Origin of the sequence: Mammaliicoccus sp. JADD-157 (genome assembly GCF_049310805.1) — a bacterium.
GTDB classification, from domain to species: Bacteria; Bacillota; Bacilli; order Staphylococcales; family Staphylococcaceae; genus Mammaliicoccus; species Mammaliicoccus lentus.
The window spans coordinates 113,516-134,696 of sequence record NZ_JBMOVZ010000006.1 but is presented as its reverse complement, the minus strand read 5'-3'; the positions used below and the strand labels follow the sequence as shown (position 1 = coordinate 134,696).

The following is a 21,181-nucleotide window of genomic DNA, read 5'->3' as shown; positions in this document are numbered from 1 at the left end:
TTTTCTACTATGATAACTTAATAATATCATAGTTAGATAGAGGGGGATGTAATTTTACTCGAAGGATTGTATATTGTATAGATTGAAGTAACTGCCTCTAGCTTCCATTAACTCTCTATGCGAACCAACTTCTTCAATATTTCCATTTTGTATAACGACTATTTTATCTGCATGCGTAATTGTTGAAAGTCTATGTGCAACAATTAAAGTAGTTCTTTCAGCGCTTAATATTTCAAGTGCATCTTGAATAATTTTTTCACTTTCTAAATCTAACGCACTTGTCGCTTCATCTAGAATAAGTACAGGTGGGTTATTTAAGAATATTCTCGCAATAGATACACGTTGTTTTTGTCCGCCTGAAAGTTTAACACCACGTTCTCCTACTTCTGTTTCATATCCATTAGGCAATGACATAATAAAGTCGTGAGCATTAGCTTTTTTACTTGCTTCAATGACTTCATCTTCAGTCGCGTCTGGTTTACCTAATAATATATTTTCTTTAATTGAATCCGAGAACAAAATATTATCTTGTTCAACCATGCCTACTTGATGTCGTAAGCTCTCTGTTGTGAAATCTTTAATGTTATGGTCATCTATCATAATTCTACCTTCTGTTACATCATAAAATCTAGGTATCAAACTAATTAATGTAGATTTACCGCCGCCACTCATGCCCACAAATGCAACTGTTTCGCCTTTATTAATATTTAAATTAATTTGATGTAACACTTCATCGTCGTATTCATTATATTTAAATGAAACATTTTCAAATTCAATATCACCATTCGTAATTTTAATAGGTTCGGCGTCTTTTGTATTTTTAACGTCGTATTTTTCGTCAAACAAATGAAATACTCTGTCCATAGAAGCAATACTTTGCGTTAATGTTGTTGAAGAAGAAACTAGTCTACGTAACGGTCCATAAAGTTGTTCTAAATATGCAACAAATGCTGCTAAAGTACCCACTGTTAATTGTCCATTTATAACTAAAAAGCCTCCGATACCAACTACTAATAATGGCCCTAAATCTGTAACCGTATTGATTACAGCAAATGATTTAGCGTTCCATAATGTATGTTCAGTAGCTTTCGTTAAAAAATTACGGTTACGTTCATCAAATCTTTTTTCTTCATTTTTTTCAATAGCAAAACTTTTAATCACAGACATTCCAGAAACTCGTTCATGTAGAAAACCTTGAAGCTCAGCTAAACTTTGTGATCTTTTTCTAGTTAGCCTTCTTAACTTTCCGAAGAAGTAATAAATACTAAAGATGAATAGTGGAAAAATTGCAATTGCTGCAAAAGTTAATTTAATATCTAAAACAAACATAATACTTAATGCTATAACAATTGTTACTAAGTCTAGCCAAACATTCATAAGCCCCGTCAATATAAAATCTTTTGTCTGTTCAACGTCATTAATAACACGTGAAATTACTTCACCCGCTTTGTTGTTCGCATAAAATCTTGAACTCAAAGCCTGTAAATGTGTATATAATTTTTTACGAATATCATATAAAATCTTGTTAGATGTCCATTGCGCTAGATATTGTCTAAAGTACTCTATTGGTGGTCTTAAAACTATAAATATAAATCCCATAATTAATAGTGCATAAGTTAACTTTTCAGTTTTTTGTCCAATTGATAGTGCACCATTATTTATTACATCATCAATAACAAATTTTATTAATAATGGTAATAATAAAGGAATCCCAAATTTTAAAATCCCAATGATAATCGTACCTACAATATGCCAAGTATATGGCTTTACAAATTGTAAATACCTTTTGATCATTTTTGTTCCCCCATTCATAATATCAAAACGAAACAGCCTAGCAGATCGCTAGGCTGTATAATTTTTTCATTCTCCTGGATAATGTCTATCAATAGAATGAAATCTTTCTTGCCAAACTTTAATAAAGTCAGGCGCAAATGGTCCTTTTTTCCTTTCAATCCATTGTTGTAGAATATCAACATTTCTTCGTAGAATTGTATCAATATCTTTTGGATAATTCATTTGTTTCATATGCTGACGATATTCATCTTCATCTAAGAGATGATATTTCCCACTTGGGTACACTTTTATATCTAAATCGTAATCAATATATTTAATTGCTTCTTCATCACAAACAAATGGTGAAGAAAGATTACAATAATAATAAACACCGTCATCGCGGAACATACAAATGACATTAAACCAATATTCAGCATGGAAATAAACAATCGCAGGTTCTCTTGTAACCCAAGTTCGTCCGTCACTTTCTGTTACGAGTGTACGATTGTTTCCACCGATAATGACATGACTCGTACCTTTAAGAATTGTTGTTTCAGACCATACACGATGTATATTACCATCATGTTTATAACTTTGAACCTTAATTACTTGGCCTTCTTTTGGTATGGATTCTTTGACCATGTTCCACACCACCTTTTAAATATTTACCAAGCTATTATATCATACTTCAATAAATAATCTAAAATAATGTTTTAGTTAAAGTAATTGATTCATTTGCGTGAAAATTTTAGTCATTGACGTAGAAAATGACAAAGTATCTTTTTCGTTTTTGTTCATCCACTTATAAGGTGGTTTAATATTTTCTTTTTGCATGTATGCCTTATATACTTTCATATTCCAAGTCATATGCGTAAATACATGTTTAGTTTGTATAACAGGTTCATTCTCTATCGTAATGACAGCATCAAGTTCATCTTCAATAGCATCAATACTTGTGTCTTGTTCAAACATTGGAAATTCCCACATACCATTTAATAATTTAGTATCTCTTTTACGTATAAGGATTTGACCTTCTCGGTTCGTAATATAAAGTACGTCATAATCAATTGATTTTTTCTTAATTTTCTTTTTCTTAACTGGTAATTCTGAAACAACACCTTCTGCAAATGCTTCACAGTGCTTTTGAACTGGACATAATATACATATAGGCTTTTTAGGTGTACAGATTGTAGCGCCTAGTTCCATCATCGCTTGGTTAAAATCACCAGACTTTGTTTCTACGAATGGTTGCAATTCTTTTTCAAACAATTTTTTAGTTTTAGGTTGAGCAATATCAGCATCGTTACAAGTTAACCTACTCCAAACTCTCAATACATTTCCATCCACTGCCGGCAATGGATGATTATGTACAATACTCATAACAGCAGCATTAGTGTATGGACCTACCCCTTTAAGGGATTGAAAGCTTTCTGGATCATCAGGTACTTTCCCATTATATTTGTTGTGGACTTCTTTGACCGCTTCATGAAAATTTCTAACCCGTGAATAATATCCTAAACCTTCCCAATATTTAAGGACATCTTCTTCATTTGTAGTACTTAATGCTTCAATTGTAGGGAAACGCTCTATAAAAGCATTATAATATGGTCTTACTGTATTAACTTGAGTTTGTTGCAACATCACTTCACTTAACCAAATGTAATATGGATTTTTAGTTTCTCTCCAAGGCATTTGTCTTTGATTTTCATCAAACCATTTAAGTAAATCGTGCTTAAATTCATTTATTTCTAACATTTTGACACTACTTTCTGGTTAATTGCTTTAAGATTTCTATACTTATGCTATATAATATATATCATATACCTTAAAGTAAAGAGGTGAAATTTATGGATACTGGAACACATGTCGTTATGGGTGTAGCCTTAACTGGCCTTGCAACATTAGATCCAAACGTAACACCAACGTTTGCAGCAGTTGCAACTGGTGTTATGGTTGGCTCTCAAATTCCTGATATAGATACAGTATTAAAGTTTAAAAATAATGCTATTTATGTAAAAAACCATAGAGGAATCACGCATTCTATTCCTTTTACATTATTATGGCCACTTATTTTATCATTTTTAATATTTGTTATATTTCCAGGTGTTAATTTATTACACATTTGGTTATGGACACAGCTTGCTGTATTCTTTCATGTTTTTGTAGATATTTTTAATTCTTATGGTACACAAGCACTCCGGCCAATTTCTAACAAATGGATACAATTAAGTATTATAAATACCTTCGACCCTATCATATTCATTACGCATTTGATTGCTATACTTTTTTGGACATTAGGCTTGAATGCGGGTATTGCATTCGGCACACTGTACTTTGCACTGGCATTTTATTATGCGATACGATTCATATTACAAGATGCTATCAAGAAACAAGCTTTAAAACAAATCCAACAAGAGCATAATCCAGTGAAAATTTTCGTAGCTCCAACCATTCGTTTTATGGAATGGCGCATTGCGATACAAACTGAAACGCACGATTATGTTGGACGAAGCTACGGTCGTAACGTTTCATTTAATGATGTCTTCAAAAGACAAGCTTTCCCTAACGACCATATTATGGAACATGCTAAATTCGACAAAAATCTAAGAGCATTTTTAAACTTCAGTTCAATATATAGATGGGAAGTTACTAGAGTAGATCAACATACGACAGAGTTAAGGTTCATCGATTTAAGATATTTAAAAAATGGCCATTATCCATTCGTTGCGATACTACTACTAGATGACGATATGAAAGTCACAAGTTCATATATCGGTTGGGTCTTTACAGAAGAAAAATTAATGAAAAAATTAGAAATATAATTAATATACAACACGACAAAGTTCAGCATATAAAAAATCCCCTTTCAAAGTTTTCAGCGTTTAAGTTGCATACTTTGAAAGGGGGTTTTTCTTCAGTTTAATCTTTAAAATATTTTACTTTATCTGCTCTATTAACATTTATCCAAGCTAAATACACAATACCTAATTCAAAATAAAATAATATGTGATAAGGTAAATTGGTTACAGAAGCATTCCCTAAAATCATTGTCTGTTGGAAACCATTAATAATATAAAATAATGGATTTAACTTGAGTACATTTACCCAAACAGCATACATATTATTCGGGACATATAAAACTGGCACGATGAATAATAATATGATTAATAAACCAAATACAATAAATCTCGTTTTATAGAAATATTTTCCTAGCAAACCAATGATGGATGCTAATGGAACAAGTAAAATATATGCCATTACTAAATAATAGAAAAATCCTAAATGATTAATATCTATTATTTCAGACATGTTTGTAGATACCATACCTGTAATTGTAATAATTATAAGAAACATTAACATTGCTAAAAATACTTGGGCAGATGTCCCAACATAATAAGGAACAGATAACCTATTGTATAGTGCCCCTTGCTTTCTTACAGTTTTCTCAGCGTGAAATAACGATAAAAATATCCATATATAAGCAAAAAATCCTACAAGTCTAAAGAATGAAGTTGATCGTTGTATATCTATTGTATCTCGTATCAACAGTTGTCCAAATGTTAAAATAAGCAATAATAACATTATACCAAACGCCGATAAATAGTACTTGTAATGATAACGAACTTCAAAGAAGCAATATTTGATCATATGTGGAAAATGCTTGATGTGTTGTTCAAATAATTCGTTCATATTAACCTCCTATAATCGAATAAAGATCCATTTGTTTGCTTTCAAGTCTGCTACCATATACCCGTCTCTTGATTTAACGACCCAATTATCACTAGAAATATTATATTTTTTGATGAGTTTTTCTTTATTTTTAATATCAAATGTAAAGCCAATTAATTTATTGTCGCTGTCAAAAATCATATGGACTTTTTGACCTTCCATTTGCTCATTAAATCTATTTTCATTTTCTGGTCTGATAGTCTCAGATACTTGTTTATGGCTTTTATGCATAAAACTATTATAAAAATCAATATAATTTAAATAATTATCATCCACATAATCTTCTAATTCAGACCAATTTTTTTCTTCGTATAAGCCTGCTGGATTAAAGAAGTATAAATTATTTTTATTTGTTGTATAAGCTTGACTGTCTATTTCTAGTCTATATTTAGATTCATTTTCACCAGTGACATCTAGGAAACTATATTGAGGAAGTTTATAATTTTTATCTTTAGATGATGATTGTACTTCTGTATCTTCTTTTAACGATAATATATATGCTGATTTGTCTATGTATTCAGGCTTACTGTTCGTAGCAATAACTTGTTTAGTTGTATCTTCTTTATTAGAACTTAAATTTCCTACATCCAAGAACATGAATAATGCTGCTAACGATGCGCCAATAAGAAAAGTCGTACCGTAAAATAACATTTTTTCTATAGATTTAGGTATTTTACCGTATTGATATTTGCGCATTCTTTTATAACCTTCACCTTGTGCAACTGGTAACTCTTGCTGTGATATTCTCCATTTCAAATCATATAACGACTTTTGTTCTTTGTCATAAAGTTGATTATACTTTTTATAATAATCTCTATAGTGATTTAAAACTTCTTTCACTGTACCTTCTTTTCTAACTTGACCGTATGTTAACCAAATTAAATAGTTGCTCATTTTCTCTATAGAATGAACATGATCATCTATCAATACTGCAGCTCTATCATTTTCTTTCTGTTCTGTTAAAAAATCATGAAATTTTTGTTGAAATGATTCATTTAAATATTGAATGATATTTGTAAAAATCGCTACAGTAGGTTTCATATAATTACTAATACCAATAAGTAATTGAGCATACTCACTTTGGGTAATTTCTTGGCATGTAGAAGTACCTTTATCTTTTAGCTCTGCAAAATCTAAAATCTCATCTTGTAACTTAGATATGTTTTTAGCACTAACCTTTGATAAACTTAGCGTTCTTATAATCAATTCATTTAAAGTTTGAAAATCATTTTCTTTATGCGAAACATCAGCAAGAAATGTTTGTTCGTTATTGGTTACTTTACCTATGTTGGGCGATATTTCCTTTGTCATTAATCTGCTGATTAATTCTTTACCTGATTCATCATCGCCTATTATGCCAAGTACTTCACCACGATATAGATGTACCGTCACATTCTTCAAAATAATTTCTCTATCTAAACGATTTAATTTGAACAAAGATATAATTTTATTCTGTTTTTTAGTTTTGTAATAATATTTTGTTGCATTAACAACTCTTACTAATATTTGCTGTGTCATACTGCACCACCATTATAGTTGTAGAAGACTAACTGGAATGCCTTCTTCAATTTTTGAACCTTTTAATCTGAAGCCCCACGCAAACACACCATTAATTCTTTCAACTTTAAAGTAACTGCGCGTCTCACCTATTAGTCCATAAACCTTTCCTGTTTCTATCTTAGATGTATCAACAAGATAAGCTTCTGCAATTAAAGCTTTTCTTTTATAAACTTCGTATTCATTTAGAATACCCATCGCTTCAGCTTTTCTCATTTTTTCTCTATAATCCGCTATTACTGTGTTTAATTCGTATTCTGTCATTTCTACAAATTTTTTATCTTCACTCATCTACAATACCACTTTCTCTTAATTTGTCATTAATCATATCAAATGTATAGCCTTTTCTCGCTAATGCTTGAACGACATGAGTTTTTAGTTCATATCCATTATATTTCTTTTGATATTTATTATATACCTTTTCTAAATCTTTCATCAAAATATTTTCAACATCGTCAGAAGTTGGTTCTATATTTAAATCTGTTAAATGCTCGTTAATAAGCGAAAAAGCATATCCTCTTTGTTGTAGCGTTTGTACGATAGATTGTTTTAACCTATTTGGTGGCTGTTTCTTTTTACTCATAATTTTATTTGCAATATTTATAATTCTATCATCAGACATTTCTTCTTCAAATTTTGATTTATATTTTAATATTAAATCATTTGATAATCCTTTTTCTTTAGCTACTCTTTCAAAATGATCTGGACCTTTATCAGTTGTTTTTAAAATTGTATTTTTCAAACTTTCAATATAATCTTCGTGATTAATATAGCGATTGTTTTTACAGTAATCAATTACATCTTTAACTAAATCGTAACTGTACTCTTTGTCCGTTAAATATTGTTCTACTTCTAGTTCCGTTCTTTTTTTATGGGATAGATATATAATTGCTTGATTTAAAGCTTGTCTATATTGATCATAGTCTTTAATTTTTTGAAGTTGTTCTTTCGTAACTTCCATATCTTTTCTTAAATTAAAATATATATAAGTAGCTTGATCAATACCCATCTCAAATTCGTTGTTAATAAATAAATTTAGCCGTTCTTTGTTTTTCTTTTGTACTTCTAATTTAGTGATTTTCAGCAAATTGAATCCCTCCACATTTATATATAGAATACAATAAAACACACTGAGTTTAAAAGTTTAATCACTTAACCCAGTGTGCTTTATTATTGGTTTAATTCATTTATAGCTTGTGTATATTGACTATCTGTAATATATTTTTGTTGTTTCATTTTCTCTAATGTTGATTTAATCCTTGTTACATAACTATCACTAATGTTATTAATATCGAAATTTGATGGCGCATTAACAACGCTTGCTAAAATTGCACTTTGTAATACTGTAACTTGTGGTAAATAAGGATTATTTTTATCTACTGTAGCGCCAAAATAATAATTAGCCGCTTCTTCTATAGTATAATTGTTTCCTCCGAAATATATATTATTAACATAAAAACTTAGTATATCATTTTTATCATAAGTATCTTCTACTCGCTTAGCTACAAACATTTCTTTTACTTTACGCGTCATTTGAGTTTCGTTCGTATAAAAATAATTTTTAACGACTTGTTGTGTTATCGTACTACCACCTTGTGTCAATTCACCATTTTTTAATGATACTACTAAAGCTCTTGATACACCTCTTAAGTCTATACCCTCATGATCATAGTACCGTTTATCTTCTACGGCAACGAATGCATTTTTCGTATAATCAGGCATATCTTCAACTTGAACATAAGATGGTTTATCTTCTATTTTTGTTAATTCATCTACGTCCGATGTTCTTGACCACATATACATAACTGCGATATAGAACGCGATAACAAGTATGATTAATATAGCTAAAAATCCAAATAATTTGGACACTTTTTTTCTTTTTCTAGGTTGTATAGGTTCTTGATAGTAGTGTTGATATCTTCTATATTGAACTTCTTCTTCAGAATTTGTTTGAGAAATATCATTTTTCTTATTTTTAAATAGCCCCATCTTTGCGCTCCCTCATTCGTATTTCTTTTATTATTATATCTTGTAATAAGTATTTTAAACACTGGTTTTTACTTAAAAACAAGAAAATCAGTCCGGAGACTTACTTTTACGTATTACTTTTAGCGTATTTGGGTATATATTAGTATATGCAAACAAGGAGGAATAATGAATGGCAAAAATAAAAGCAAATGCAGCACTTGTACAAGTTTTAAAAAATTGGCAGATTGACCATGTGTATGGAATACCTGGTGATTCAATAGATAAAGTTGTTGATGCTCTTAAAACAGAAGAAGAAGCGATTAAATTTTATCATGTGAGACATGAAGAAGTCGCTGCACTTTCCGCTAGTAGTTATGCTAAGCTAACTGGAAAAATAGCAGTAGCTCTAAGTATAGGCGGACCAGGAGCAATCCATCTATTAAATGGTATGTATGATGCCAAAATGGACAACGTGCCTATGCTTGTATTAGCTGGTCAAACAGACTCAGACAAATTGGGAACAAAATTTTTCCAAGAGGTTGATTTACCAGCATTATTCGAAGATGTTGCCGTTTATAATAAACAAATTGAATCAGCGGAAAACATCCACGAAACAGTTAACGAAGCAATTAAAACAGCATACGCTAAAAAAGGTGTTGCTGTACTTACAATTCCAAGTGATATATTAAGTGGAAAAATAGAAGATAAAGTTCCAAGAGAAACTTATGAATTTCAAAATTCAGTTAAATATGCTGAAGAAAGTGAAGTTCGAAAAGCAGCTGAATTAATTAATAATAGTGAAAAACCTGTTGTATTAACGGGTGTTGGAGCTAAAGATGCAAAAGATGAACTACTCGATTTCATCGATCACATTGATGCGCCGGGTGTAATCACATTACCAGCAAAAGGTATCATCCCTGATAAACACCCTAATTTCATGGGTAATTTAGGTAAAATTGGTACAAAACCAGCTTTCGAAGCTACTAAAGACGCAGACTTATTAATTTTAGTCGGTACTAATTATCCTTATGTAGATTATTTACCTGATAAAGATATACCATGTATTCAAATCGACATTAAACCATCAGTTATTGGCAATCGTTTTAATGTAGATGTTGGTTTAGTTGGCGATACTAAAAATGTACTAGATTCATTAACTAAAGAATCTAAAAAAGTAAATGACCGTAAATTCCTTAAAGCATGTCAAGAAAACATGAGAACATGGAATAAATGGCTTGAAGAAGATAGAACAGACGATAGCATGCCAATTAGACCTGAAAGATTAATGGCAGAAATTGAAAAAATAGCTACCAAAGACACTGTTTATTCAGTAGATGTTGGTACTTCCACAGTTTGGAGTACACGTTATTTACAGCTAGACCATAATAATCAATTTATTACTTCATCATGGTTAGGTACAATGGGCTGTGCTTTACCAGGAGCAATCGCTAGCAAAATAGCAAATCCTGATAAACAAGCAATCGCAATTACCGGTGACGGTGGTTTATCTATGGTTATGCAAGACTTTGTAACAGCCGTACTATATAAATTACCAATCATTGTTGTCGTATTAAATAACCAAGAGCTTTCCTTCATTAAATATGAACAACAGGCAGCTGGTGAATTAGAATACGCTATCGAATTAGGAGATATAGACTTCGCTAGATTTGCTGATAGTTGTGGTGGTATCGGCTATAACGTTTCAGATGTAGAAGATATTGCACCAACATTAGAAAAAGCAAAACGAGCAGATAAACCAGTAATCGTTAATGTAAGAGTAGATCCAGATGCTGCCCCACTACCAGGAAAAATCGTTTGGGATGAAGCACGAGGCTATGCGAAATTCGAAATTAGAACAGCATTAGAAGAAAACAGATTAGAAAAAATGCCACCATTAAAAACATTAATTAGAAGATTCTTCTAAATTAATAGTCTAATTAGAAGAGCTTAGGACATAAATCCTAACTCAAAATAAATAGCATCTCATTTCACTGATTTATTCAGTTAGAAATGAGATGCTATTTTTATATAATCTTCGATTTTATTTGTGCATGCTTTGGGGTATGAGTCTTTGACCCAATGTCATATACCTTTTGTTATATTGGCAGTAGTTGACTGGGCGGGCTTGTTTATACTTTCTTGCACGTTAGCCATCATTTCCTTTTAAGATTTACCACATAAAAAAACCACCCACCGTAATGGTGAGTGGCAATTAAAGCATTTATTGAAGCAATGCAAGTGATTCACGGTTAAAGTCTTCTAAGTCATCTGGTGTACGACTTGTGACGATGCCATTGTCAACGACTACAGATTCGTCAACGACTTTTGCACCTGCATTTTGTAAATCTTTACGAACTGATAAGAAACTTGTTAAAGTTCTACCATTTAATAAATCAGTATCAATTAATAATTGAGGTCCATGACAAATTGCGAATGAAGGTTTCTCTTCTTGTACGAAATGTTTTACGAATTCTCCAAAACGTCCTTTTTCATCTCCACGTAATAAATCAGGAGAAAAGCCACCAGGAATCAAGACTGCATCATAGTCTGCTGCATTTGCTTCATCTATACCAACGTCTACTTTAACTTTTTCGCCTTTTTTACCAGTGATTTCTTTACCTTTTTCTTCACCTACAACAACAACTTCGTGTCCTGCGTCTGTTAATGCTTTTTGTGGGCTTGTTAATTCAACGTCTTCAAATAAGTCAGTTACAACTGCTGCTACTTTCTTACTCATAATATCAATCTCTTCCTTTCATAATGTGTCTACTCTCTGTATACCACATATCTGAAATTATAAACTTATTTTCAAGTTTATTTTATGATAGGAAGACACCGTATTAGTCTTGCATAGCTTGAACTTTTTTCTCTAATTCATCTAATAATGCAATCCATTCATCCACATCAGAAACTTCCATATCTTCTGGATTCATTGCTTCAATTTCATCTAAAAAATCATATAATCTTTGTTTAATATCAGTCAAAGACGTCTTTTGGGTCATATTGATACTCCTTTTAATGTTTTTAATAATATTATTATGAATGATTACAAGTATAAAAACAATGATAATCCAGTATTGGCATTCATTCCCACATAAATAACCAAAGCTAAAGGCCCATCACAGAGCGAAATAAGCATTTGACAAAAAGCTTGAAGAGATGGAAAATAAAAAATCGAGAGAGTAAACAAAAGTTTATTTTATTCAAAGTTAACAATAGTGCTATAAAATGAATGATATTAAACAGGTATCATTCAAGATGAAAGGATTTTATAAATGGCAATACATAGTGGTTTAAAGAAGAAAAAAATAACAATTAATAACGACCCTTGGGAAGCTTATAATGACATAGATGAACATGGCTCACTTCAACTAAGTAATATTGAATTTACAACTACGACTTTATGTAATATGAGATGTGCGCATTGTGCAGTTGGCTACACTTTACAATTGAGAGACCCTGATACTTTACCGATGGATTTAACTTTAAAAAGATTAGACGAAGTTCCTCATCTAAAAACAATCTCTATTACTGGCGGAGAGCCAATGTTTAGTAAAAAGTCTATTAGAGAAACAGTGGTACCTCTTTTGAAATATGCATATGATAGAGGTATTTATACTCAGATGAATTCTAACTTAACACTGCCTTTAGATCGTTATTTAGAAATTGCTGAATACATAGATGTGATGCATATTTCTCACAACTGGGGTACGATTGATGAATTCAGCGAAGTCGGCTTCCACGTAATGGACAAGAAACCACCTTTAAAGGCACGCTATAAACTTTACGAACAAATGATTCAAAACTCAGCTACTTTGTCAGAACAAGGCATGTTTGTATCAGCTGAAACAATGTTAAACCGTAACACTAAACCTTATTTGAAAAAGATTCATAATGAGATTGTACATGATATGAAATGTAGCCGACATGAAATACACCCGATGTACCCATCAGATTTTGCTAGTCAGTTAAACATCATGACATTAGATGAAATGAAGGAAACTATACATGATATTTTAGACTTTAGAGATAAAGATACTTGGATGTTATTTGGCACATTACCATTTTACCCATGCTTCTTAAATGAATCGGATCAGCACTTATTAAATCGTTTAAATCAAACTGAAAATGTCACTTTACGAAATGACCCTGATGGTCGAAGTAGATTGAATGTTAGTGTATTTTCCGGAGATGTTATCGTTACAGATTTCGGTGATGAAACTGGATCAATCGCAAATATTAAACAAGACAAATTAGAAGATGTTTACCAAACATGGATGAATTCATCACTAGCAAAATCTTTAAATTGTCATTGTCCAAAAGTTAAATGTTTAGGTCCTAACTTACTTGTAAAAGATATGTATTATAAAGATGTAGACTTTAAAGAAAATGAGCATAGAATGAATCACTTATAAAAAGATTTCCTCATCCTAGCTTGTTTTAGATTTATCCAACCGCATTTTGCATTCCATATACTTCTTACATAAAATCCTCATCTCTGATTTTTCATTACAACATAGTTAAAAGAAAGATTTTTACATGATTTGCAATAAATATAAGAAAAACAGTAGAAATTCAATATTAAAATTGAATTTCTACTGTTTTTGGATTTTCAGGACATTTATGACCAAGCCTAACTTTATTAAATATATAGTTTTGTCGACATAAATTCTAACGTTCTCTTGCTTTCGTCTCTTCTTTCGTGTCTTAAATTCACACGATCTTTAGCTGTTTCGTAAAACCACTTTTCATCTTCTGTTTCTGGATAAATAGCTGGTACTTTAACTTTTTTACCATTTTCGTCTAGTGCAACAAATGTTAAAAAGCTATATGCAGCTAAGTGTTTATTTTGGTTAATATTATCTTCACTGACAACTTTCACGCAAATTTCCATAGAAGAAGTGCCAGCATATGTAACGAATGAAACTAAAGAAAGTACTTCTCCAGTTCTAATCGGTTGAATAAAATCTACAGAATCAATAGATGCTGTAACTACTGAATTTCCACTATGTCTCATCGCTGCAATAGCAGCTATCTCGTCGATTTCTGCTATTAATTTACCACCGAACATAGTATTATGATGATTTGTATCTTCAGGAAAAATCTGTATAGATTTAACGCTTCTTGATTCTGTCATGCCTTTACTTTCTTTCATTATTACATCCCCCTATTAAAAACTATGTAATTTAAAAATCTTGATATATTTAATACAGTTCTCTACTACCCATATAATATTTTAGGCTGAGACATAAATAATGTCTCAGCCTCATTAAAATTGATTAATGATAATGTTCTTCGTCATCGAAAACTTTCTTTTCTAGTGCTTCTTCTGCTGTATCAATACGTACTGATTCTTTGCCATCGAATGTTTTCGATAAATATAACATGATTGCTCCACCGAATGTAAAGATAGAGAAAACAAAAGCAATCATTACTGCCCATTCCATAGGTGTACTCATGATAACCCCTCCTTAGAATAACAAACTTTACAATTTTATTTATCTTTATTATACATGATGTTTTAGCAATTGGCTATGTTTTAAAATGCCCAGTTACCATCTCTAAAGACTGGTTCTCTCTCACCATTTTCTAAAATACCATCGATTGATAAATCTTTACTACCTATCATAAAGTCAACATGTGTCATAGAGTCATTTAAGCCATTTTCAGCTAGTTCTTCTTCTGTCATATTCTTACCATCTTCAATACAGAATGCATAAGCTGAACCAAGAGCAATGTGGCATGAGGCATTTTCATCAAATAATGTATTATAGAATAAAGCATTCATGTTAGATATCGGTGAATCTACTGGCACAAGTGCTACTTCACCTAATCTTTTAGCACCTTCATCTGTTTCTAAAATACCTTTTAATATTTCTTCACCTACACCAGCTTTATAATCAACAACTTCTCCGTCTTTAAAAGTAATCGTGAAATCATCGATGATATTACCGGAATGGCTCAATGGTAAAGTGTTTTTAACAGTTCCATTTACACCATTTTTATGCGGTGCAGTAAATACTTCTTCAGTTGGCATATTAGCAACAAATGAATTACCTTTAGAGTTTACTGAACTAGCACCGCTCCAATATTGAAGTTTCGGTAATTCAATTGTTAAATCTGTGCCTTCAGATTTATAATGCAGCGCTTTATACTTTTTATTATTTAAGTATTCAGCCTTCTCATGTAATGTCTTATCATGCTCTTCCCAAGCTTTAACCGGATCTTCTTGGTCAACACGTACTGTTTTTAATATTGTTTCTAATAGTTTATCAAACGCTTCTTGATCATCTAAATCTGGGTACATCATTTTTGCCCATCCAACAGAAGGATAAGCAGCAACGCACCAGCTTACTTTATCACTTTGAATAGCTACCATATAATCTTTAAATGCTTTACCACTTGCTGCCATAGCTTTATTAATTTTCTTCGGATCAGCATCTTTTAGGCTATCAGGACTTGAAGATATAAGCGATAAGAAAGCTGCTTTTCTATCTAAGTAATCTAATCTTTCATCGACTACATATTGTTTAATTTCACTAAAGAATTCTTCTGGTTCATATTTATATTTCAATTGTTGTAATCGATCATCTTTATATTTAACTTGTACGTCTTCTGCGCCAACTTTATAAGCTTCTTCAACTAACAAGTGAACGAATGAACTTGATTCAATAGATGCTTGAATATAGACAGGTTCCCCTTTTTGTACATTCAAACCGACTTTGACTAATAATTCTGCATACTTTTGTAAGTCTTTCTCATATCCCATATTGATAACCACCCTCTGCTATTTTCTTAATTCACCTAATGCTTGAGTAATTGCACTCATCTCACTTGCTGAAATGTTTTTTCTAGACATAACCATAGTATGAATATCTTTTAATTCCTCTTTCTTTTCTTCTGGAATTGCGTCTTTATTTAACACACTCGTGTTTACTAGACGTAATTTTTCTTTTAAATCATCTACCATTTGTTCAATTGTTTCTGTCATTTGTTATCATCCTTTCAGAATAAGTTTAGCAAAAAGTACATATAATTAAAATAGTGAAACTATACATTAACTTTACAATATATATTAAGATTATATACAATAAAATCAAGTAATTTAATAGGAGTGATATAAGATGGCAGTTCAAGAGATACTTTCATGGACACTATTTGAAAAAATAGACATTCCAAATGAAATTAATCAATATCTCGCTAATGGTGAAGAAGCTTATAGTGCTTTCAAAACATTTAGAGATACGGCAGTCTTTACTAATAAACGAATTATAATTCGTGATTTACAAGGTATAAGTGGCAAAAAAATTGAAACTTATTCCATACCATACAGTATAGTTTTAATGTGGTCTACAGAAAACGCAGGTAAATTTTTAGACTTAAACGGAGAAATAACCTTGTGGACTAAAGCTGGCCAATTTAAAATTAAAATCGGAAAAAATCTTGATATTATGCCATTCGAAAAGTTACTATCAAACGCTTTATTGTAGATTATTTGTGTTTACAATATCACATTAATGGGAATGAATGTAATTAGTTAAATTTTAAATAATAAATGATGCCTATGTAAACAAATTTTATGCATTTATATGATATGATATGTAGGTCGAAGATATTTATTTAGATTAATATATTGAAAGGGGAAAACATTATGCAAAACAAATTAGTTCCTGCAATTTTGATTGGTGGCGCTATCGGTGCAGCAATTGCATTAGCAGATAAAAACACACGTCAATCATTATCAAATCAAGTACAAAATATTAAAGAAGGTAACACTTCTAGAGAGCCTTCTAAATTCGATCAAATTAAAGACGAAGTTTTATATTGGAAAGATGTAATAGAAGAAATTCGTCGTAAAAACCCAGAGTTAGAACAATCTATTATGGATGCGAAAGACACATTCATTGAGAAGAAAAATAACAGACAAATCTCAGGTCCAAATCATTCATAAATTTTAAAAGACTAGGCTTCTTTAAGCGACCTAGTCTTTTTTAACATTAAATATAATTAGGAGAATTTTTATGGCAAAAGATAAATCTAGCTCAAAGTTTTTAGAACAAGCTAAACACTTTAAAGATGAACAAAAAAAGTCTATAAAAAAAGAAAACTATATTCAACCTCAAGTGTTTGAATCTAAAACACCAAAAAAAGATAATCAAATATTTTTTGTATCAAAAATAAATAAGCCGGCAAAATACACTAAAAATGGTAATATTTTAACTACGTTATTATATAGAATTAGTAAAGATAATGCTACAGGTTTAGCTGCACAGCTATCTTACTACTTCTTATTAGCATTATTCCCTACACTTATCTTTATATTAACATTGATTCCGTTGTTCCAAATTAGTCCAGATACAATTACGAACATGATTTCGGAAAATGCTCCTGGCGATACAGCTAAACTGATTACCGGTATAATTGATGACGTCATGCAGAACGCTAGTGGCGGCCTATTCTCATTCGGTTTAATTGCGGCGCTTTGGTCCGCATCAAACGGAATGACAGCTTTAATGAACGCATTTAATGTTGCATATGATGTCGAAGACGGCCGTAACGCAATCGTATTAAAAATAATGAGTGTGTTCTTCACAATCATTATGGTTGTTGTATTTGGTTTAGCAATTGCATTACCAATATTTGGACAACAACTTGGTAATCTATTATTTGGTCCACTTGGTTTAGAATCTGAATTACGTTGGATCTTTAGTTTAATTAAATTTGTGTTACCACTAATCGTGACATTTATAGTATTTATGACGCTTTACGCTTTAGCTCCAAATATTAAAATTAAATTACTTTCAGTAATTCCTGGTGCTGCCTTTACTACAATTGTATGGTTAGGCTCAAGTGCCCTATTTGGACTATATGTTAATAACTTTGCTAACTACTCAAAAACATATGGTAGCATCGGAGGTATTATCGTGTTAATGTTATGGTTATTCTTAACAGGATTAATCATTATCATTGGAGCAGAAATAAATGCTGTTTTACATCAAAAGAAAATGCTTAAACATGGGCCACCAGAACAGCAAACTTTTGATAATATAGCAGAAAATGGTGAGATGACGAATGCCTCTATTGAATGATATTTTAAAATTCAATCAGACCTTTGTGGCAAACAAAGAATATGAGAACTTTATTACTACAAAAACACCTAACGCAAAAGCAGTTATATTAACTTGTATGGATACACGGCTTACCGAACTATCAACAAAAGCATTAGGCTTTAAAAACGGTGATGTTAAAGTCGTTAAAAATGCAGGTGCTACTATATCGCATCCATATGGATCAACAATGCGAAGTTTATTAGTGGCAATATACGCTCTTGGCGCAGAAGAAATTATTATAATGGGTCATAAAGATTGCGGAATGGGTAACCTTGATGTAGGTTCAGTAATTGAAACTATGAAAAGTCGTGGTGTTACTCAAGATACATTAAATACGATTCAACACTCTGGCATTGACATTCAACGATTTTTAAGAGGATTTGACGATGTAATACAGAACATTGAATCGAACATACAAAAAATTTATAATCATCCATTATTCGACCAATCAATTCCGATACATGGATTAGTCATTGATCCACATGACGGGTCATTGGAACTTATACAAAACGGTTATGACGCTATTAAATAGCACTTTAACTTGTAAAATACTATTAGAGATTTAAATATCAATCACATAGTCAAAATAATGCTGCTACTTCGTTGAATTTTAGTCAACCTAGTAGCAGCATTTATTTATATATGATTTTGTATGTGTGTACTTATTTTTAATTTATCAAATTGTGTTGAAAAGCGTATATAACAGCTTGTGTTCTATCTTGTACTTCTAATTTACTCAAAATATTACTTACATGTGTTTTTACAGTTTTAATCGTAATATGTGAAGCACTTGCAATTTCTTGATTAGAATAGCCTTTTGCAATTAATAATAGTATTTCCATTTCGCGATCTGTGAGCATCTCAAATAATTCAGCTTTTTGATTCATACGGTTACGCATTTTAACTAATACTTCCGCTTCAAATACTGATTCTTTATTATAAGTTTTACGAATAGCATTAGCGATATCATCTGCTGAAGTTGTCTTTAAAATATAACTATCAACTCCTGCATCTAAAGCTTGATATACTTCATTGTCATCTATAAAACTTGTTAACATCACAATTTTAACGCTTGGCTGGTGTTGCTTAATATATTGAGTTGCTTCGATACCGTTCATATCATCCATCACTAAATCCATTAATATTATATCTGGTTTCAGTTCTTCTGCTTTCTCGATTCCTTCTCTACCAGAAGCAGCTTCACCCACTACTGAGATATCTTCTTGTGTTGATAAATAACTTGATATACCTATTCTTACCATTTCGTGATCATCAACGAATAATACTCTAATTGTCATACTCTTCCTCCTTATTATTCGGTACCTTCACTTCTATTCTCGTTCCTGAATTAGGCATAGAAATAATATTAAGTGTTGCGCCAATTTCAAGTGCACGTTCATTCATAGTATTTAAACCATAGCTTTGAGGATCTCTTTTAGATGTGTCAAAGCCTACGCCATCATCTTGTAATCTTAAAATAACGTAATCGCTTGTTTCGATTAATTCTATTGATAACTTCGTACCTTTAGAGTGACGTAATGTATTTGAAATTGCTTCTTGCGTTATTCTAAACAAGTGGTCTTCAGTACCTTTAGCAATTTCTATATCCTCTATATCATAAACAACTTTCATAGGTATTTTTTGTTTTAAATCGACGACTAAATCTTTAATACCTTCACCTAATGATTTGTTTTTTAAACCTAATGGTCTTAAATGGAGTAACAATGCTCTCATTTCAAGTTGTGAATCTTGAATCATCTTTTCTAATAAATTAACTTGTTTTGCTAAAGGATCGGTTAATTCAGTAGATTTAATAGCAGATAACATCATGCTCGCAGCAAATAATTGTTGGCTGACAGAATCATGTAGTTCTCTAGCTAATCTTTGTCTTTCGTCTTCTATAATTTTCTTTACAACAGAATCTTGCATTTGGTAAGACTCATTAATAATTTGTTGAGATTTCAACCTTAATGTATAAAGTTCTTCATGTAATGGGATTAAAGTTTGATAAATTTCTAACGTTTCTTTGTGTAAATCTATTTCATGATTATTAACGCCCAACACTTCACCTTGAAAAGAACGTTCTAATTGTTCTTTAATCCAATGGTGTTGCTGATTAATCTTATAAGCTACTGCTGAACCTATGATAATACAAAGAAGTATAACAACAATATTAACGAATAAAAAGGCAGGTATACCCATTATTTGTGTATAAAACAAACCTTGAAAATAAATAATGTTAATAAATATTCGATCTAAGAAAAACAATACAACTACAATTGAATAAACAAGTATTAACATTGAACCAATGATACGTGAATAGTTATTCATCGGAAAATCACCTCAACATCTCCCATAAATGTTGAGTAAAATATATTCACTTTAAATGTATTTTTGTGACTATTAACGTTGTAGTGTACAGTTTCATTTTTAACTCTGTAAACTTCGTCATTTAAATATAATCTACCAAAAAGAGCTGTAACATGTACATTAACTTGGTAATTATATGGTACGATAACTTGAGTTTTACCTATAAGTTGCCTTACAACTATTACATTGTTTTCGGATAAATTGGCAGCTAAAGATAAATCTAATTCTACATCTCCTACAGCTTGTTGAATTTGGATATCATCCCATTTATATATGTAGTAAGGTGTTTTTTGAGGTAAGAACCAACGTTGTTTAATGAAAGACTCATTTATGTTTTCGTTAGCTGTCGTTTCGACATGCTCGACTTTCAAAGGTTTTTTCCTGTATATGATATAGCGAATCACTAAAAATATTAAAAATAAAAATAAAATCATAAGCATATACGGGTTTGAAAGTAACGCATAAATTAACAAGATAGCCCCTATCCAAAATAAAATTAGACCTCTTAATTTATGGAAGTATAAATAGCCTACATAAATAAAAATCATGCCCGTTATTACAACAAGCAGTAATCCTATTTTTTCAAAGAAGATATAGTAAATATTCGATAATAAAATTAAAATTGTTAATACAATTAATAATTCTGTCGATATAAATTTATTCTTCAATCTACC

General features: G+C 31.1%; 24 protein-coding genes. 7 read left to right on the top strand and 17 right to left on the bottom strand.

All coding sequences use genetic code 11. The features are described 5' to 3' along the window. Positions 1–54 precede the first annotated feature (54 nt). The 3 genes from ACO6VN_RS14600 to mutY form a co-directional block, all read right to left on the bottom strand. Positions 55–1,794 (bottom strand): ABC transporter ATP-binding protein, encoded by a 1,740-nt coding sequence (locus ACO6VN_RS14600; RefSeq protein ID WP_422404827.1) that lies wholly within the window; start codon positions 1,792–1,794, stop codon positions 55–57. Positions 1,795–1,860: 66 nt separating this feature from the next. Beyond that, on the bottom strand, positions 1,861–2,415 hold the full coding sequence (locus ACO6VN_RS14595) for a nucleoside tri-diphosphate phosphatase (RefSeq protein ID WP_017000491.1): 555 nt from the start codon (positions 2,413–2,415) through the stop codon (positions 1,861–1,863). A 75-nt stretch (positions 2,416–2,490) separates the two neighbouring features. Further along, positions 2,491–3,528 (bottom strand): A/G-specific adenine glycosylase, encoded by a 1,038-nt coding sequence (gene mutY / locus ACO6VN_RS14590; protein ID WP_422404826.1) that lies wholly within the window; start codon positions 3,526–3,528, stop codon positions 2,491–2,493. A 92-nt stretch (positions 3,529–3,620) separates the two neighbouring features. On the opposite strand from mutY, the gene ACO6VN_RS14585 reads away from it, so the two are divergent. Continuing rightward, entirely contained in the window at positions 3,621–4,595 is a 975-nt protein-coding gene (locus tag ACO6VN_RS14585; RefSeq protein ID WP_064204910.1) for a metal-dependent hydrolase, read from the top strand. A 97-nt stretch (positions 4,596–4,692) separates the two neighbouring features. Here the strand turns inward: ACO6VN_RS14585 and ACO6VN_RS14580 are convergent, their stop codons facing one another. From ACO6VN_RS14580 to ACO6VN_RS14560, 5 genes are all read right to left on the bottom strand, one after another. After that, positions 4,693–5,463 (bottom strand): ABC transporter permease, encoded by a 771-nt coding sequence (locus tag ACO6VN_RS14580; protein WP_017000488.1) that lies wholly within the window; start codon positions 5,461–5,463, stop codon positions 4,693–4,695. Positions 5,464–5,472: 9 nt separating this feature from the next. Then, positions 5,473–7,020 carry an ABC transporter ATP-binding protein gene (locus tag ACO6VN_RS14575; protein ID WP_017000487.1) on the bottom strand — a complete coding sequence of 516 codons (1,548 nt, stop codon included), beginning with the start codon at positions 7,018–7,020 and terminating at the stop codon, positions 5,473–5,475. Between the two features lie 12 nt (positions 7,021–7,032). Then, the gene (locus tag ACO6VN_RS14570; protein WP_017000486.1) at positions 7,033–7,350 is read right to left on the bottom strand and encodes a YfhH family protein; all 318 of its coding nucleotides are present in this window, start codon (positions 7,348–7,350) and stop codon (positions 7,033–7,035) included. Next, positions 7,343–8,146, bottom strand: coding sequence for a recombination regulator RecX (recX, locus tag ACO6VN_RS14565; protein WP_017000485.1), 804 nt, complete (start codon positions 8,144–8,146; stop codon positions 7,343–7,345). Before recX ends, ACO6VN_RS14570 begins: the two co-directional genes overlap by 8 nt. A gap of 83 nt (positions 8,147–8,229) precedes the next feature. Continuing rightward, positions 8,230–9,048 carry a glycosyltransferase gene (locus tag ACO6VN_RS14560; RefSeq protein ID WP_064204908.1) on the bottom strand — a complete coding sequence of 273 codons (819 nt, stop codon included), beginning with the start codon at positions 9,046–9,048 and terminating at the stop codon, positions 8,230–8,232. A 169-nt stretch (positions 9,049–9,217) separates the two neighbouring features. Here ACO6VN_RS14560 and ACO6VN_RS14555 point away from each other — a divergent pair, with 169 nt between their 5' ends. Next, on the top strand, positions 9,218–10,951 hold the full coding sequence (locus ACO6VN_RS14555; protein ID WP_064211573.1) for a pyruvate oxidase: 1,734 nt from the start codon (positions 9,218–9,220) through the stop codon (positions 10,949–10,951). 297 nt (positions 10,952–11,248) lie between these two features. Here ACO6VN_RS14555 and ACO6VN_RS14550 read toward each other — a convergent pair whose 3' ends face one another. Together ACO6VN_RS14550 and ACO6VN_RS14545 are read right to left on the bottom strand one after the other, a co-directional pair. Continuing rightward, positions 11,249–11,764 carry a type 1 glutamine amidotransferase domain-containing protein gene (locus ACO6VN_RS14550; RefSeq protein ID WP_064204906.1) on the bottom strand — a complete coding sequence of 172 codons (516 nt, stop codon included), beginning with the start codon at positions 11,762–11,764 and terminating at the stop codon, positions 11,249–11,251. A 103-nt stretch (positions 11,765–11,867) separates the two neighbouring features. Further along, positions 11,868–12,029: an SE1561 family protein gene (locus ACO6VN_RS14545; protein ID WP_017001206.1), complete on the bottom strand. Its 162-nt coding sequence runs from the start codon at positions 12,027–12,029 to the stop codon at positions 11,868–11,870. A 273-nt stretch (positions 12,030–12,302) separates the two neighbouring features. On the opposite strand from ACO6VN_RS14545, the gene yfkAB reads away from it, so the two are divergent. Then, entirely contained in the window at positions 12,303–13,442 is a 1,140-nt protein-coding gene (gene yfkAB / locus ACO6VN_RS14540) for a radical SAM/CxCxxxxC motif protein YfkAB (protein WP_422404825.1), read from the top strand. Positions 13,443–13,669: 227 nt separating this feature from the next. On the opposite strand, the gene ACO6VN_RS14535 is transcribed toward yfkAB, so the two are convergent. The 4 genes from ACO6VN_RS14535 to ACO6VN_RS14520 form a co-directional block, all read right to left on the bottom strand. After that, positions 13,670–14,182 (bottom strand): acyl-CoA thioesterase, encoded by a 513-nt coding sequence (locus ACO6VN_RS14535; protein WP_064204904.1) that lies wholly within the window; start codon positions 14,180–14,182, stop codon positions 13,670–13,672. Positions 14,183–14,306: 124 nt separating this feature from the next. Continuing rightward, on the bottom strand, positions 14,307–14,486 hold the full coding sequence (locus ACO6VN_RS14530; protein WP_016999024.1) for a hypothetical protein: 180 nt from the start codon (positions 14,484–14,486) through the stop codon (positions 14,307–14,309). An 80-nt stretch (positions 14,487–14,566) separates the two neighbouring features. Then, on the bottom strand, positions 14,567–15,796 hold the full coding sequence (locus tag ACO6VN_RS14525; protein WP_070044718.1) for an aminopeptidase: 1,230 nt from the start codon (positions 15,794–15,796) through the stop codon (positions 14,567–14,569). Positions 15,797–15,814: 18 nt separating this feature from the next. After that, positions 15,815–16,018, bottom strand: a complete 204-nt coding sequence (locus tag ACO6VN_RS14520) for a DUF1128 family protein (RefSeq protein ID WP_016999026.1) — start codon at positions 16,016–16,018, stop codon at positions 15,815–15,817. Positions 16,019–16,151: 133 nt separating this feature from the next. Here ACO6VN_RS14520 and ACO6VN_RS14515 point away from each other — a divergent pair, with 133 nt between their 5' ends. From ACO6VN_RS14515 to ACO6VN_RS14500, 4 genes are all read left to right on the top strand, one after another. Next, positions 16,152–16,517, top strand: a complete 366-nt coding sequence (locus ACO6VN_RS14515) for a PH domain-containing protein (RefSeq protein ID WP_064204901.1) — start codon at positions 16,152–16,154, stop codon at positions 16,515–16,517. Positions 16,518–16,678: 161 nt separating this feature from the next. Further along, positions 16,679–16,978, top strand: a complete 300-nt coding sequence (locus ACO6VN_RS14510; RefSeq protein WP_016999028.1) for a hypothetical protein — start codon at positions 16,679–16,681, stop codon at positions 16,976–16,978. Between the two features lie 70 nt (positions 16,979–17,048). Then, a complete protein-coding gene (locus tag ACO6VN_RS14505) occupies positions 17,049–18,116 on the top strand; it encodes a YihY/virulence factor BrkB family protein (protein WP_064204900.1) in 1,068 nt (355 codons plus the stop codon). Continuing rightward, positions 18,100–18,669: a beta-class carbonic anhydrase gene (locus ACO6VN_RS14500; RefSeq protein WP_016999031.1), complete on the top strand. Its 570-nt coding sequence runs from the start codon at positions 18,100–18,102 to the stop codon at positions 18,667–18,669. The genes ACO6VN_RS14505 and ACO6VN_RS14500 overlap by 17 nt, the downstream gene beginning before the upstream one ends. A 136-nt stretch (positions 18,670–18,805) precedes the next feature. Here ACO6VN_RS14500 and ACO6VN_RS14495 read toward each other — a convergent pair whose 3' ends face one another. From ACO6VN_RS14495 to liaF, 3 genes are read right to left on the bottom strand one after another with little or no spacing between them, the layout of a single operon-like run. Then, a complete protein-coding gene (locus tag ACO6VN_RS14495) occupies positions 18,806–19,435 on the bottom strand; it encodes a response regulator transcription factor (protein WP_016999032.1) in 630 nt (209 codons plus the stop codon). After that, positions 19,425–20,468, bottom strand: a complete 1,044-nt coding sequence (locus tag ACO6VN_RS14490) for a sensor histidine kinase (protein ID WP_016999033.1) — start codon at positions 20,466–20,468, stop codon at positions 19,425–19,427. The genes ACO6VN_RS14495 and ACO6VN_RS14490 overlap by 11 nt, the downstream gene beginning before the upstream one ends. Further along, positions 20,465–21,175, bottom strand: coding sequence for a cell wall-active antibiotics response protein LiaF (gene liaF / locus ACO6VN_RS14485; RefSeq protein WP_422404824.1), 711 nt, complete (start codon positions 21,173–21,175; stop codon positions 20,465–20,467). The genes ACO6VN_RS14490 and liaF overlap by 4 nt, the downstream gene beginning before the upstream one ends. Between the last annotated feature and the right edge of the window lie 6 nt (positions 21,176–21,181).